We start from the raw sequence: 13596 nt of genomic DNA, 5'->3' as shown, positions 1-13596 counted from the left end.
ACGGTCGTTGACCACGCGGAAGGGCCCCACCCCCGAGGGGGTGGGGCCCTTCCGGTGCGGGGTCCGGTGCCTCAGGCGCCGCGACGGACCCGCGCCGCCCGGGACCGGTCGAGCGCGGTCGCCCGCTCGCGTTCCCGGGCCCGCTTCTTCGGCAGGCCGAGGGCGACGACCTCGAAGTTGTCCTTGGTGACGTCCAGCCGGTGGAAGAGGTTGTCGGGCCCGGTCACGTACAGCGTGCCCACGCCCAGCCCCTTGAGCGACTCCACCATGACCGGCCAGTGGATCGGCCGGTCGAAGGTGTCCAGCATCATCGTGCGCATCCCGGCGGCGTCCCGGACGACGCTGCCGTCGTGGTCGACGACCACGGGCAGGGACGGGTCGGCGAACGCGTACGCGCCGAACACGTCCTCCTCCGCCTTCTTGCGCAGCGCCGAGAACGCCGCGGCGTGCACCGGGGGCCGCATCGAGTACATGGAGTAGCCGCCGGCCGCGCTGATGCCGGACGTCAGGGCGTCGAGGTCCCTCTCGCGCACGGACAGCATGTGGAAACCGGCGTCGAGGCGGCCGGAGGAGTCGTACCAGGCGCCCCGGTCGTCGAATCCGGCGAGGAGCTCGTCCAACCTGTCCTGCGGAGTGCGGACGAAGCAGTGCGTGACGACGTCCTCGTAGGCGTCGGCGAAGTACTCCTCCTCGCAGCGGGCCAGCTCCGCGGTGAGCCGGACGACCTCGGTGAACGACAACGACCCGACGAACGCGGCGGTGGCCTTCTGCCCGAAGCTGGGGCCGGCGCAGACCGTGGGGGTGACCCCGAGCGCGTCCACGGCCCGGTCCGCCAACGCCATCGAGTTCACCAGGAACGCGATCTGGAAATCGACCGAATAATCCTCCTCGGCGTCCCGGAAACGGTCGAACACCGAATAGCCGAGTGCCTCGTCGGCCTCCGCGAGCCGAACCCGGGCGTACGGGTCGAGCAGGAGGAACTTGCCGACCTCCGCGAAGGAGGCGGGACCCATGCCGGGAAACACGATGGCGGTCCCGGTCCGGGATTCGGCCGATTCGACGGTGGAGGGTCCGGCCGTTTCCGTGGGGGTGATCGTTTCGGAAATCGCCTCGGGACGAGTCATGAGCCGTGAATACCTTTGCTTCCGGGAAGTATGTGAGGGGCGAGAAAAAGGCCTCGCACCCGGGCGGCGCGGATGCGCCGGTCCGGGCACGAGGCCGGGGAGGAGGGGTGCGGGGTCAGTCCTGGGCCCTGCGGTGGAAGCCCTTGATGCCGATCGCCCCGAAGATCAGGATCGCCGCGGTCAGCGCCGACACGTCCACCCACAACGGGATCGAGCCCGGACCGCCCGGCGGCAGGAGCAGCGCGCGGATCCCCTCGCTGACGTAGGTCAGCGGGTTGAAGGCGCACAGCACCTGGAACCAGCGGACGTCCGCCAGCCCGTGCCACGGGAACTGGGTGCAGCCGGTGAACATCAGCGGCGTCAGCGTCACCGCGAACACGATGCTGATGTGCCGGGCCGGGGCCAGCGTGCCGATGGTCAGGCCCACCGTGCTGCCGGCCAGCGCACCCATCAGGAGGACGCCCAGCGTGGCCGGGAAGCTGTCCATCGGCCAGGACGCGTGGTCGAGGACCAGGAAGCCCATCGGGATCATCAGCAGCGAGGCGATGATGCCGCGCAGCATGCCGAAGACCAGCTTCTCGACGGCCACCAGGGTGATGGGGATCGGGGCCAGGAGACGGTCCTCGATCTCCTTGCTCCAGGAGAAGTCGATGATCAGCGGCAGGGCCGTGTTCTGCAGGCTCACCAGGAAGGCGTTGAGGGCCACCACGCCCGGCAACAGGACCTGCTGGAAGTTTCCGCCGGTGTAGCCGAGTTCGCCGAGGACCTTGCCGAAGACGAACAGGATGAAGAACGGCTCCACCAGCACCTGGGCGAGGAAGGTGCCCAGTTCGCGGCCGGTGACGAAGACGTCCCGCCACAGGATGAAGAAGAACGTACGGGTCACCGAGCGGACGCCGGTGGGCGCGGGCCGCAGCTCGCGCGGAAAGGAGGCGACCGGGTCGGGCGCGGGTGCGGTGGAGGTGCTCATCGAAGCTCCCGGCCGGTCAGCGCGATGAAGACGTCCTCCAGTGTCGCGGTGCCCACTTTGATGTCCTTGATGTCGCAGTTCGCCGCCGCGAGGGTGGTGATGGCGGCCGGAAGCAGCGCGCCGGTCGGCGCGTCGCTGTAGAGGCGGAGCCGTAGGGGAGCGTCCGCGTCGACCGGCGGGTGCTGCGCCGCGGCGTCCGCCGGACCGTCCCCGCGGGGCGGCTCGACGTTCTCGACCCGCGTCACCGCCTCGATCTTCTCCAGCAGCCGGATGACTTCCGCCGCGCCGCCGTCCGCCGGCCGCACCGTGAGAGTGCAGGCGGTGCCGCTCAGGTTCTCCATCAGCGCCTGCGGGGTGTCCAGGGCGAGCAGCCGCCCGTGGTCCACGATGCCGACGCGGTCGCACAGCCTGGCGGCCTCGTCCATGTCGTGCGTGGTGAGCACGGTGGTCACGCCGCGCCCGCTCAGCTCGGCGACCCGCTCGTGGATGAACAGGCGGGCCTGCGGGTCGAGTCCGTTGGCGGGCTCGTCGAGGAACAGCACGTCGGGGCGGTGCATCAGCGCCCGGGCGATCATCACGCGCTGGGCCTGGCCGCCGGAGAGCTGGTCGCCGCGGTCCTTGCCGCGGTCGGCGAGCCCCACCCAGTCCAGGCACTCGTCGGCGAGCCGGCGCCGGTCCGCCCGGCCCATGCCGTGGTAGCCGGCGTGGAAGGTCAGGTTCTGGCGCAGCGTGAGCGACTGGTCGAGGTTGTTGCGCTGGGGGACGACGGCGAAGGCCCTGCGGGCCTGCGCGGGATGGGCCACGACGTCGACGCCCTGCACGAACGCCCGCCCGGCCGTGGGGGCCACGCGGGTCGTGAGGATGCCGATGGTCGTCGTCTTGCCGGCGCCGTTCGGACCGAGGAACCCGAAGACCTCACCCCGGCGGACCGAGAAACTCAGGTCGTCCACCGCCGGCCGGTCACGGTCCCGGTACTTCTTGACAAGTCCGTCGACCACGACAGTGGATTCCACGGATCGTTCAGGTTTCATTTATGCCTGCGAATCAAGTGGGACGCGACGACGGCGGCCGGGGGTCCGCGGGAAGGATATCGCGTGACCGGACGCGCGTCGGGCGCCGACTGAATAGGACACGGAAGTGATGGCTTCCTGTCTAGCATGCGGGGTCACGGGGCGACTCCGCCGTGGCCGGGCCTAGGGGCAATGGGGAAACGGTTAGGGGGGAATAGGGGTGATCGAATATTGCCACCGGGAATATCCTCACAGCGTTACCGCGTGACTGCGCCGGACCCTCTCCGATCGCCCCACCATTTCCGCGAGGAGACCCCGTGAAAGCACTCGTCCTGTCGGGGGGATCCGGCACCCGTCCGCGCCCCCGGTCCTCCGCCGAACCCACCGCCGGGCCCTCCGTCGCCCCTGCCGGGCAGTGCGCCCCGGCGGCCGGCAAGCCCGTCCTCTTCGAAGTCCTCGAAGGCATAGCCGACACGGGCATCCTCGACGTCGGCATCGTCCTCGGCGAAGGCGCCGACGAGATCCGGGCGGCCGTCGGCGACGGCACCCGCTTCGGCGTCAGCGTCACCTACCTGCCCCAACACCGGTCACCGGACCCGGCCCGGTCCCTGCGCGGCGCGCGGGACTGGCTGGGCGAGGACGACTTCGTGACGCACCCGGGCGACACCTTCGTCCCGGGCGGGATCGGCGAACAGTTGGAGGCCTTCCGCACCCACCGCCCGGCGGCCCAGGCGGTCCCCGACCACCCGGGGGTGTACTTCTTCACCGACGCGGTGCACCGCGCCGTCGAGGCCACCGCGCCCACCGGCGGCGAACCCGCCGCGTCCGGCGAGGTCGGGTTCGGCGAGGTCCTGAGGTGGTTGGCCGACCAGGGCCTGGAGGTCGCCACGGGCGCGCCCGCCGCCGGGGCCTACGACACGCGCACCGGCACACAAAGCGACACGCGCACCGGCACGCAAAGCGGCACGCACACCGGCACCCGAAGCGGCACGCGAACCGACACGTTCACCGTCACGTCCACCGACACGTTCAGCGCCACGGTCACCGACACCGCCGTCGATCACGGCAGGCCCCGGACCTGTTCATGAAGGCCCTCCGCACGGGAGGCGCCGATCGTACGCCCGACCACGAGTCGTCAGGCACCACCCGATGCGGAGTTTCAGGGAGCATGACCCATGAGCACAACCGGCCCCCCGCCGGGGAGACCACCCCCGACGAGGTCGGCCTGATCCAGATCCGGCAGCCCGCGGGCCGCAGCAGCTACCGGATGATCTGCTTCCCGAGCTCACGGAACTCGCCGCTCTGCTATCTGGCCATGGCCGAGTTACTACTGCCCACCGTGGAACTGCTCATCGTCCAATACCCCTCCCAGCTCTCCGAGGAGGACCTCGACCCGGAGGCGGGCTCCGTGCTCGCCGACAAGGTCTTCGAAGCCGTACGGGGCTGGGCCGACCGCCCGTTCGCCCTGTTCGGGCACCGCCTGGGGGCCGAACTGGCCTACGCCGTCGGCTGCCGGCTCGAAAAGGAGACGTACACGGCGCCCCTGACCCTGTTCGTCTCCGGACGGACCGCACCCGGCCACCGCGGCAGCCTCGGACCACCCCAACTGGGCTGTCGTGTGGTCGCCCTGGCGGCCCGTCACGACCCGCGTGCCACACCGGCCGCCGTCGGATCGTGGCGGCGCAGCACCTCCGGCGGGTTCGACCTGGAGGTCTTCCCCGGTGCCCAGGGGTACCTGAGGACGTACCGCCGGGAAGTGGTCAACATCGTGCACGACCAGCTGATCTCGCTCGGCGAAGGGGACCCGGATTGACCCGGGTCCACGACGTGGGCGACCGAATTCCCATCCCCGGTGAAGCTCGCGAACCCCGCGATCCACCCCCTGAACGGGCCCGGCCCCCGGCCCGGCGGACCGCACGCCGCCCGGCAGTGGACCGGCCCAGAGGAAGGACATTGTGCGACCGATGACCGCGAAGATATGTGCAGCCGACTCGGTACGGACCATCGACGAGTTCGAACAGGACGCCCTCCGGGTGGCCGGGGCGATCCGCGAACGGGGTGTCGGCCTCGGCGACCGCGTGATGCTCAAGGCGGGCAACTCGGCGAGCTACGTGTGCGTCCTGTACGCGCTCATGCACGTCGGCGCCTCGATCGTCCTCGTCGACCAGCAGGAACACCAGGAGGAGACCCGCCGCATCGCCGTGCGTACCGGCGTGAAGGTCACCTTCGTCGACGACGACACCCCCATCTACCCGGACGCCGACCCCGTCCACCTGTACGAGCTGATGGTCGCCGTCGCCGACCACGCGCCCACCGAACAGGCCCTGTCCTTCGACGCCTGGGGAGAGCTGCCCGACGGCCTCATCATGTGGACGTCCGGTTCCACCGGATCGCCCAAGGGCGTCGTCAAGTCCGGCGCCTCGTTCCTGCGCAACCTCCGGCGCAACGCGGAACAGGTCGGGCACCGCCCCGACGACGTGCTGATGCCGCTGCTGCCCTTCGCCCACCAGTACGGCCTGTCGATGGTCCTCATCGCCTGGCTGACCCGCTGCTCCCTGGTGATCGCCCCCTACCGCCGGCTCGACCGGGCCCTGCGCATGGGCCGCGACGCGGGGGTCACGGTCATCGACGCGACGCCCTCCAGCTACCGCAGCATCCTCAGTCTCGTCGGCCGCAAGTCCTCGCTGCGCGGCCACCTGGCCGACGTCCGGATGTTCTGCGTCGGCGCGGCCCCCCTCGACGCCCCGCTGGTGGAGCAGTACCGGACGGAGTTCGGACTGCCGCTGCTCGACAGCTACGGATCGACCGAGCTCGGCAACATCTCCTTCGCCACCCTCGACAACCCGGTCGCCTGCGGCCGGGCCATGGAGGGCATCCGGCTCCGGATCGTCGACGAGGACCGCCGCGAGCTGTCCGCGGGGGAGACGGGGGAGATCGAGGTCGACACCCCCGACGCCCTCGAAGGGCAGGTGTCCGAGGACGGCACCATCGTGCCGGCGCACGCCACCGGCTGGCAGGCCACCGGCGACCTCGGTCACCTCGACGCCGGCGGCAACCTGCACGTCCTGGGCCGCAAGTTCGCCGTCCACCGCATGGGTTACACGCTCTACCCCGAGCTCATCGAGCGGAAGGTGGCCGCAGAGGGCTGCCCCACCCGGATCGTGCCCCTGCCCGACGAACTGCGCGGCTCCCAGCTGGTCTTCTTCGTCGAGGACGAGGAGCTGCGCGATGCCGGTCACTGGCGGGAGCGGCTGTGCGACCTGCTGCCGGTCTACGAACAGCCGAACAAGGTGGTGGTGTTGGAGCGGTTCCCGCTGAACCGCAACGGCAAGCCCGACAAGAAGGCCCTCGCCGTGCTCGCCGCCGAGGGGTGAGTTCCGCGACGCCGTGGTGAAGGCGCCCCCGCGTTCACGCGGGGGCGCCTTCGTCCGTACCGGCCCCGTGCCCTCCGGCTCCGCGCGGCGGGTCAGTCCTCGTAGGGGAGTTCCACGGGCGCCAACGAGTCGAAGAGGTCGCCGGGGCCGGGGTTGTCCGTGTGGGTGGAGCCGCCCAGGTGGTCCACCACGCCCCACACCGCGTTCAGGGCCGTGGTGACGGCTCCCTCCGCGAACCCGCCGGTCCACGACACGTCGTCGCCGCACAGGAAGAAGCCGCGTTGCCCCGCGGGTAGTTCGCGCTGCATGAACTGCGTGAACAGTCGCCGCTGGTAGCGGTACTGGCCCGGCAGGTTCGCCTTGAAGGCGCCCATGAAATGCGGCTCGTTCTCCCAGGTGACGGTGAGCGGCTCCCCCCGCACGTGCGACCGGATGTCCAACCCCGGATAGATCGCGGCGAGTTGCCCGAGCAGGACGTCGAGCCGCTCCGCCGGGCCGAGCGTGGCCATCTTCAGCGAATCGTCGTTCCACGTGTACGACAGGCACATCACGCCCGGCCGGTCCGGGCCGTCGTCGAACAGGTACACGCCGCGCGGCATCCGGTCGGTGAGCGTCATGCTCATCACGGGCAGCCCGGTGTCGGGGTCCACGTCGTGCCAGAACGGCCGGTCGGTGAGGACGAACAGCTTGGACGAGCCCATGTAGTGGGTCCGCTCCACCGCCGTCCACAGAGGTGCGCTGAGCAGCGTCGGATCGGCCCGCACCCGGTTCAGCAGCGTCCACACGTGCGGGGTGTACACCACGGCCGGGAACCGGTCCCGGCCGCCCTCGACGTCGGTGACGGTGAACTCCGCGCCGTCCCGGTCGACGGCACGCACCCCGGGCCGGGCGGCCCCGCCGTGCAGGGAGGCCAGCGAGGTGCCCGCCGGCCAGTGCGCGAGCCGCGCCGGACGGTGCTCCCACAGCCCTCGCGGAATCTGCTGGGAGCCGCCGAGGACGGCCATCTGGTGGTCGTCGGCCTCCGTGTAGACGACGCGCAGGATCTCCAGCAGCGAGTTGGGGAAGTCGGTGTCCCAACCGCCCGTGCCGAAACCCACCTGTCCGAAGATCTCCCGGTGGCGGAACGAGCGGAACGCCGAACTGGTCGCGAGGAAACCGTGGAAGGACTGGTCGTCGAACTCCCGCACCAGCCTGCCCCACACGTGCTTGAGGGTCTCCACGTCGCGGCGCCGCACGGCGTCACGCATCGTGGCCAGCTCGGCCCGCTCCTGGAGGGACTTCTCCCAGGCGGCGGCCACCTCCTGGTAGACGTCCGGGAGTTGCTCGGCGCCGCGCACGGTGTGGCGGACGCCGCCCAGGTCGATGAGGGTGCTCGGGGTGTGGGGCGACAGCGGGTTGGGGAACGGACTGGTGTCCAGCCCCAGCAGGTCGATGTAGTGGAACAGGGCGCGGGCCGACCGGGGGAAGCGCATCGCGCCCATCTCCGCCACGCAGTCGGGCTGCCCGGGGAAGGCGACCGACCTCATCCGGCCGCCGAGTTGGCCGATCTCGTACACGACCGGGCGCAGGCCCAACCGCATCAGTTCGTAGGCGGCGGTCAGCCCGGCCATCCCGCCGCCCACCACGGCGACGGGCGTCCCGGCGCTGCCGGCCGGTAGGGAGCCCAGGCCCGCCGGGTGGTCGAGCCAGCCGTCGTAGGAGAACGGGAAGTCCGGCAGGAGCATGGTGGTGGGAGCCGGGCTTGCTGATGTCATCTGGAGTACCTCTCGGGCCGGTGCGACATCGCTTCCAGGGGAACCGGGGACGAGCCGGCGCAGCCGGGGACGCGGCACTTGGCCGTCGCGGCGGGAGGGGTCCACGCGCCGTACGCCGTGCGCGGTCGGTCCGGTCCTCGCACGCTACGCAGCGGGCCCCGAACCGGACAACCCCTACCGACCCGGGTGCCCGGCCGTACCGGTGGTGCCGTACGGGGTGTGCTGCCCGACGGCGTCCCCGGCCGCCGCGTTCCGGTGGGCGGGGACGGTGATCGCGGTCACCACCAGGCCCCGGTGCGCGAGCCAGCGACCGGTGAACGTCGTCACCGGCCGGCCGTCGGGGTCGGTGCCCGGCCGTAGGACGCGGGCCCGGAACGTGCCGCCGAGCATGCCGTCCGGCATGTCGCCGCCGTCGTCAGTACGGAAGGAGAGGGCGGCGTCCTCGAAGTCCAGCTCGGTGCCCACCAGCGGGTACCAGGTCTTGTACACGGCCTCCTTGGCGCTGAACAGCAGCCGGTCCCGACACGGTCGGGCCGCCCCGACCGACGGGGTGCGCGCCCAGGCGAGTTCCTGGGGCAGGGCGATCGACTCCAGTACCCCCCGGGGCAGCGGCCGGTCCGGTTCGGCGTCGATGCCGACGGCCATCAGGTCGCCTTCGCGGGACAGGACGGCGGCCCGGTAGCCGGCGCAGTGCGTCATGCTGCCCACCACGCCCGCCGGCCACTGCGGCACGTTGCGCCGGCCCGGCAGCACCGGCGCCGGGGGCAGCCCGAGCGCGGCCAGCGCGCGGCGGGCGCAGCCCCGTACGGTGGTGAACTCCTCGCGCCGCTCCTGCGTGGAGGTCGCCACCAGGGCCGCCTCCTCGGGGTGGAGCACCGCGGCGGCGTCCGGCCCGAAGGACTCGCTCGCGCGGGCGCTGTCGGGCAGCAGGATCTCGATCACTTCGCGTCCTCCCGGCCGGTGTGGGGGAGGATCTGCCGCAGCAGACCGCGTGGGTGGCCCCGGCGGCGCCACTCGCGCGGGTAGCCGATGGACACCTCCTCGAAGCGCACCCCGTCGTACCAGGTGGTGCGGGGTATGTGCAGGTGTCCGTAGACCACGGCGGCCGTACGGAACCTGCGGTGCCAGTCGGCGGTGAGCACGGTGCCGCACCACTGGGCGAACTCCGGGTGCCATAGGACGTCCGTGGGTTCGCGCACCAGGGGGAAGTGGTTGACCAGGACCAGGGGCACCGTCGGGTCGTGGGCTTCGAGCCGGCTCAGGGTGTGCGCGACCCGGGCGCGGCACCAGTCGTCCCGCGTCGGGTACGGGTCGGGGTGCAGGAGGTACTCGTCGGTGCAGACGACGCCCGCCTCGTGCGCCCGCGCCAGGGACTCCTCCTTGGTGCGGGTGCCCGCCACCCGGAAGGTGTAGTCGTACAGCAGGAACAGCGGGGCGATGGCGACCGGTCCGCCGGGCCCCTCCCACAACGGCCACGGGTCCTCGGGCGTGACGACGCCCAGGGCGCGGCACATCTCGACCAGGTGCCGGTAGCGCCGTTCGCCGCGGGCCTGGACCGGGTCCTCGCGCGGCGTCCACAGCTCGTGGTTGCCCGGGGCCCACACCACCTTCGCGAAGCGGTCGGCCAGCAGGCGCAGCGCCCACTCGATGTCCTCGGTCAGTTCGCCGACGTCGCCGGCGACGATCAGCCAGTCGTCGGGGTGGGTGGGCCGAAGGGATTCGGTGATGGGCCGGTTGTCGGCCATCCCGATGTGCAGGTCGCTCACCGCGAGCAACCGGGGACCGGGTCCACCGGCGGACGCGGGTCCGCCCGGCTCGCCGGCCACGTCGGCGGGATCAGGCAGTATGTGCGACATCGATGTCCCAACTGACCGGCAGGTCTTGGCGGCGCGTGATGTTGATCTTGCGGTAGACGCGGGTGAGGTGCTGTTCCACGGTACTGACGGTGATGAAGAGCTTCGCCCCGATCTCACGGTTGGTGTACCCGTGCGCGGCCAGCGCCGCGACCCGCCGCTCGGCGTCCGTCAGGGGGGCCGCCGCGCTCGGCCGCGACCGTACGGGGCTCGGCAGCGCCGCGGGCGCGGGCCGTTGCGGCACGCTCAGCACGGGCTGCCCGCCGCGGGAGCCGTGCGTGAGCTCGCGCGCTCCGCGGACCTCGGCGATCCGGCCCGCCCGGCGGGTGCAGCTGCGGCCCTGCGCCGTGTCGCCGAGTTGTTCGTACGCCGTCCCCAGGTCGGTCAGCGCCCGGGCCAGCTCGTGGGAGTCGCCCTCCTCCTGGAGCAGCGTCACGGCCCGCTCCAGCAGTACGGGCCGGTCGGTCGCGGGCCGGGCGGCGGCCAGGACGCGCATCGCCATGCCGCGCACCCGCGGTCCGGCCTCCCGGGCGAGCTGCTCCCTGGCGAAGTGTTCGGCCTGGTCACGGTTGCCGAGGGCCAGCGAGGCCTCCGCCATCCCGACGCGCCAGGGCGCCAGTCCCTCCCGGTCCATGTCCCACTCGCGCATCAGCCGGCCGCAGGTCATGAAGTCGGTCAACGCGGCGTGATGCCGGCCGGTGGCGAGCCGGTGACCTCCACGCGCGTAGAGATAGTGCAGCCCGTAGCGCGTCAGCAGCATCTGCTCCGGCACCGGGTGGTTGTCCACGAGGGCCGCCGCCGCCTCGTGGTCGCCCAGGGCGGTCCGTGCCTCGATCAGGGCGGACAGCGGCATGCCGATGCCCACGCCCCAGCCGTGCGGAGTGAGCTGTTCCATCGACTGCGCCGCCAGCCGCCGCGCCAGGTCGGGCTCGCCGCGGCGAAGCGCCATGTGGGCGCGCATCGCCTGCATGACGGCGGTCCAACCGGGCGCGTCGTGCTCGGAGGCCTCGTCCAGCAGGCGGTCCGTCCACAGGATCGCCTCGCCCAGCCGCTCCGAGTACAGCAGGGTCAACAGGCACGCCCGTATCGTGACGTGGCTGTCTTCCGTGAGCCGGGTACCGGCGAGGATCCGCTCGGCGATCTCGGTGTGCACCTCGTCCGCCGCCGCCCGTTCCCGGTGGCCCGATCCGGTTCCGGTGCTCAGGACCCCCTGGAGGACCCGGATCCCGGTCATCGCGCAGTCCTCGGGGGACTCCGCCGGGGACGGGGCGGCCGCCGGTCCGAGCGCGCGGTCCAGTCGCTCCAGCAGTGTGGGGTAGGTGGAGGCCAACATCACCCGAACGTCGCCCAGTTGACGGGTCAGTCCGGGATCGGGCGGCTGCGGCATGCCGTCGAGGGCGTTCTCGATGGCGATCGACGCGTCATCGATCCAGCCGTTCCACAGCAGGTCGCCGACGAGGCGCAGCGAGTCGGTGACGGGCAGCGTCCCCTCCCGCAACGCGGCGTTCAGCGGCTGGAGTTCCTGCGCCCAGGCGGACGGGTTGACCCGCCAGATGAACTTGGCCATGCTCGCCCGGAGCCGCAGCCGCTCGCGCTCGTCGGGGGAGCACTCCTCCGCCAGCCGCAGGCACCGCACCGCGAACTCGACCCGCTGGGAGGCGAGCGCCGTGTGCGCGGCAGCGCTCAGCACCCCGGGCACCCACTCCTCGTCCGGGACGGCCGGACCGTTGCCCAGCAGGTGCGAGGCGACGGCCATCGGGGCCGCGCCGGCCTCGTACAGCAGCCCGGCCGCGCGCCGGCGCAGCAGGACGAGGGCGTCGTCGGCCAGGCTCTCGCGGACGGCCGTGCGCACCGCTCCGTGCCGGAACCGTTCGCCCTGCAGGATGCCCGCGTCGCCGAGGGCCGTCACGACCTGGCCCACCGTGCGCTCGTCGGTCTCCACCAACCGGGCCAGCAGCGGCCGGGCGGTGGAGCTGCCCAGCAGGGCTATGCCCTGGGCGACCCGCAGGCCCTCGGCTCCGGTCCGGTGGACGCAGATCAGCGCGTTCTGCAGGAACTGTTCACCGGCGGGGAACGACCCGTCGACCGGATCCGCGGCGCGCTGTCGGTGCACGCGGTCGTCCAGGAGGCTGTGGACCAGCAGCGGGTTGCCGCCGGTCGCCATGTGCAGGGAGGAGGCCAGGCGGGCGGTGTGGGAGGGGCCGGTCGAGGCGTCGCCGGTGCGGGCGGCCAGGCCGGCCTTCTGGACGAGGAGGGCTTCCACCCCGTGGGTGGTGAGCGGGCCGAGCCGCAGGTGCAGTCCCTCGACCTGGCGGAGCAGTTCGTCCAGGACGTGCGGAGCGGTCGCCCCCGCGTCGGGACCGCACGTCACGACCAGTGCGAGGCCGCCGGCCGTGGCGCGCGCCCGGCCCAGGGCGTACAGGAGGCACTGCAACGACTGAGGGTCGGCGTACTGCACGTCGTCGACGGCGATCAGCACGGGTCCGTGCGCCGCGAGGCCGGCGAGGCGGGCGTGGAAGGCCATGAGGGTCTGCGCGGGAACGAGTTCCTCGGCGCCGGCCGGTCCGTGGAGGGCCAGGGGACCCGCGGCCTCGCGCGTGTCCCGCAGCAGCTCCTCCACCACGCCGAAGGGTATGTGTCGTTCGGAGGCGGAGGTCACGGCGCTCAGGAGGCGGATGCCCGAGTCGGCCGTGGGTTCCAGCACGCGATGGAGCAGTGCCGTCTTGCCGGAGGCGACCGGACCGCTGATGACGGCGATCCGGCCGGGTCTGGAGGGGTCGTCGGGGGCTGCCCGGCGCGCGGCTCCGTAGCCCGCCCCGTGAGCGGCGGTGTGGGTCCGGGCTGCGCCGGTCACCCAGGCGGTCAGCTTGGCGATCTGTTCATCCCGCTCGACCAGCATGGCTGTAGAAGCCTCCCCTGAGATTCGGAGCGACACATCTCGGTCCTGTGGCAAGACATGGCTATTCCATGGAGTCCCGCTGGGGGAAGTGGTGCCCGGGGAGCGCGTGGAATTCTGCGCTCGCCGTCGGTCAAACGGCAGGCCGGTTCTTCCCGTTCGGCAGGTCCGATCAAACTCTAGCAACACTCGACCGGCCTTCCAGCGGGCTCCGTTTTGAATGACACGCAGCCAAGCCACCGTTGGTTCAGGTGAATCGGGGAAAAAGGTCGTGGCGGTATCGGGAACCTCAAGGAAACCTCAAATGCTCATTGCTCAACCTTTACGGCTCTAGGGGTCGCCGCGCGCAGAATAGGGGTCGGAGACGGTGGAGGAGCGGCGCCGGCCGCTCGTTTAATGGTGGGGTGCGGGCCTTTGGCGGCCCGTCGGGAGACGACGAGCCGCCCGCCCCGCGGGGCCGGGGTCGAGAGGGCACATGACGACGAACCTCACCGGGAAAGTGGCCGAGTTGCGCGACCTGCGTGAGGAGGCGCGGCGCGGGCCGAGTGATCGGGCGACCGAGGCGCAGCACGCGAAGGGCAAGCTGACGGCCCGGGAGCGGATCGCGCTCCTGCT

10 protein-coding genes are annotated in these 13596 nt (G+C 71.9%); 3 read left to right on the top strand and 7 right to left on the bottom strand.

What is annotated here, in order from left to right:
• Positions 1–71 precede the first annotated feature (71 nt).
• The 3 genes from ACFVS6_RS35725 to ACFVS6_RS35715 form a co-directional block, all read right to left on the bottom strand.
• Positions 72–1124: an ACP S-malonyltransferase gene (locus ACFVS6_RS35725; RefSeq protein ID WP_389710666.1), complete on the bottom strand. Its 1053-nt coding sequence runs from the start codon at positions 1122–1124 to the stop codon at positions 72–74.
• 115 nt (positions 1125–1239) lie between these two features.
• Positions 1240–2094, bottom strand: coding sequence for an ABC transporter permease (locus tag ACFVS6_RS35720; RefSeq protein ID WP_389710664.1), 855 nt, complete (start codon positions 2092–2094; stop codon positions 1240–1242).
• Positions 2091–3092, bottom strand: coding sequence for an ABC transporter ATP-binding protein (locus ACFVS6_RS35715; protein ID WP_389710662.1), 1002 nt, complete (start codon positions 3090–3092; stop codon positions 2091–2093). The genes ACFVS6_RS35720 and ACFVS6_RS35715 overlap by 4 nt, the downstream gene beginning before the upstream one ends.
• A 329-nt stretch (positions 3093–3421) precedes the next feature.
• On the opposite strand from ACFVS6_RS35715, the gene ACFVS6_RS35710 reads away from it, so the two are divergent.
• From ACFVS6_RS35710 to ACFVS6_RS35700, 3 genes are all read left to right on the top strand, one after another.
• On the top strand, positions 3422–4192 hold the full coding sequence (locus ACFVS6_RS35710) for a sugar phosphate nucleotidyltransferase (protein WP_389710660.1): 771 nt from the start codon (positions 3422–3424) through the stop codon (positions 4190–4192).
• Positions 4193–4272: 80 nt separating this feature from the next.
• Complete coding sequence (locus tag ACFVS6_RS35705; RefSeq protein ID WP_389710658.1) at positions 4273–4917, top strand: thioesterase II family protein; 645 nt, start codon at positions 4273–4275, stop codon at positions 4915–4917.
• A 151-nt stretch (positions 4918–5068) separates the two neighbouring features.
• Entirely contained in the window at positions 5069–6478 is a 1410-nt protein-coding gene (locus ACFVS6_RS35700; RefSeq protein WP_389710656.1) for a class I adenylate-forming enzyme family protein, read from the top strand.
• Between the two features lie 92 nt (positions 6479–6570).
• Here ACFVS6_RS35700 and ACFVS6_RS35695 read toward each other — a convergent pair whose 3' ends face one another.
• The 4 genes from ACFVS6_RS35695 to ACFVS6_RS35680 form a co-directional block, all read right to left on the bottom strand.
• Entirely contained in the window at positions 6571–8232 is a 1662-nt protein-coding gene (locus ACFVS6_RS35695; RefSeq protein WP_389710654.1) for a flavin monoamine oxidase family protein, read from the bottom strand.
• A 174-nt stretch (positions 8233–8406) separates the two neighbouring features.
• A complete protein-coding gene (locus ACFVS6_RS35690; RefSeq protein ID WP_389710652.1) occupies positions 8407–9174 on the bottom strand; it encodes a 4'-phosphopantetheinyl transferase in 768 nt (255 codons plus the stop codon).
• Complete coding sequence (locus ACFVS6_RS35685; protein WP_389710650.1) at positions 9171–10088, bottom strand: metallophosphoesterase family protein; 918 nt, start codon at positions 10086–10088, stop codon at positions 9171–9173. The genes ACFVS6_RS35690 and ACFVS6_RS35685 overlap by 4 nt, the downstream gene beginning before the upstream one ends.
• Positions 10069–12984, bottom strand: coding sequence for a LuxR C-terminal-related transcriptional regulator (locus ACFVS6_RS35680; RefSeq protein ID WP_389710648.1), 2916 nt, complete (start codon positions 12982–12984; stop codon positions 10069–10071). The genes ACFVS6_RS35685 and ACFVS6_RS35680 overlap by 20 nt, the downstream gene beginning before the upstream one ends.
• Positions 12985–13596 lie beyond the last annotated feature (612 nt).

The organism is Streptomyces sp. NPDC057939, assembly GCF_042887545.1.
In the GTDB taxonomy this organism is placed as follows: Bacteria; Actinomycetota; Actinomycetes; order Streptomycetales; family Streptomycetaceae; genus Streptomyces.
This window is presented reverse-complemented; position numbering and strand designations above follow the sequence as displayed.

Coding starts and splice junctions, on each gene's coding strand:
- ACFVS6_RS35725 (WP_389710666.1), bottom strand. CDS start 1,124: ATGACTCGTCCCGAGGCGATTTCCGAAACGATCACCCCCACGGAAACG.
- ACFVS6_RS35720 (WP_389710664.1), bottom strand. CDS start 2,094: ATGAGCACCTCCACCGCACCCGCGCCCGACCCGGTCGCCTCCTTTCCG.
- ACFVS6_RS35705 (WP_389710658.1), top strand. CDS start 4,273: ATGACCCATGAGCACAACCGGCCCCCCGCCGGGGAGACCACCCCCGAC.
- ACFVS6_RS35700 (WP_389710656.1), top strand. CDS start 5,069: ATGACCGCGAAGATATGTGCAGCCGACTCGGTACGGACCATCGACGAG.
- ACFVS6_RS35695 (WP_389710654.1), bottom strand. CDS start 8,232: ATGACATCAGCAAGCCCGGCTCCCACCACCATGCTCCTGCCGGACTTC.
- ACFVS6_RS35685 (WP_389710650.1), bottom strand. CDS start 10,088: ATGTCGCACATACTGCCTGATCCCGCCGACGTGGCCGGCGAGCCGGGC.
- ACFVS6_RS35680 (WP_389710648.1), bottom strand. CDS start 12,984: ATGCTGGTCGAGCGGGATGAACAGATCGCCAAGCTGACCGCCTGGGTG.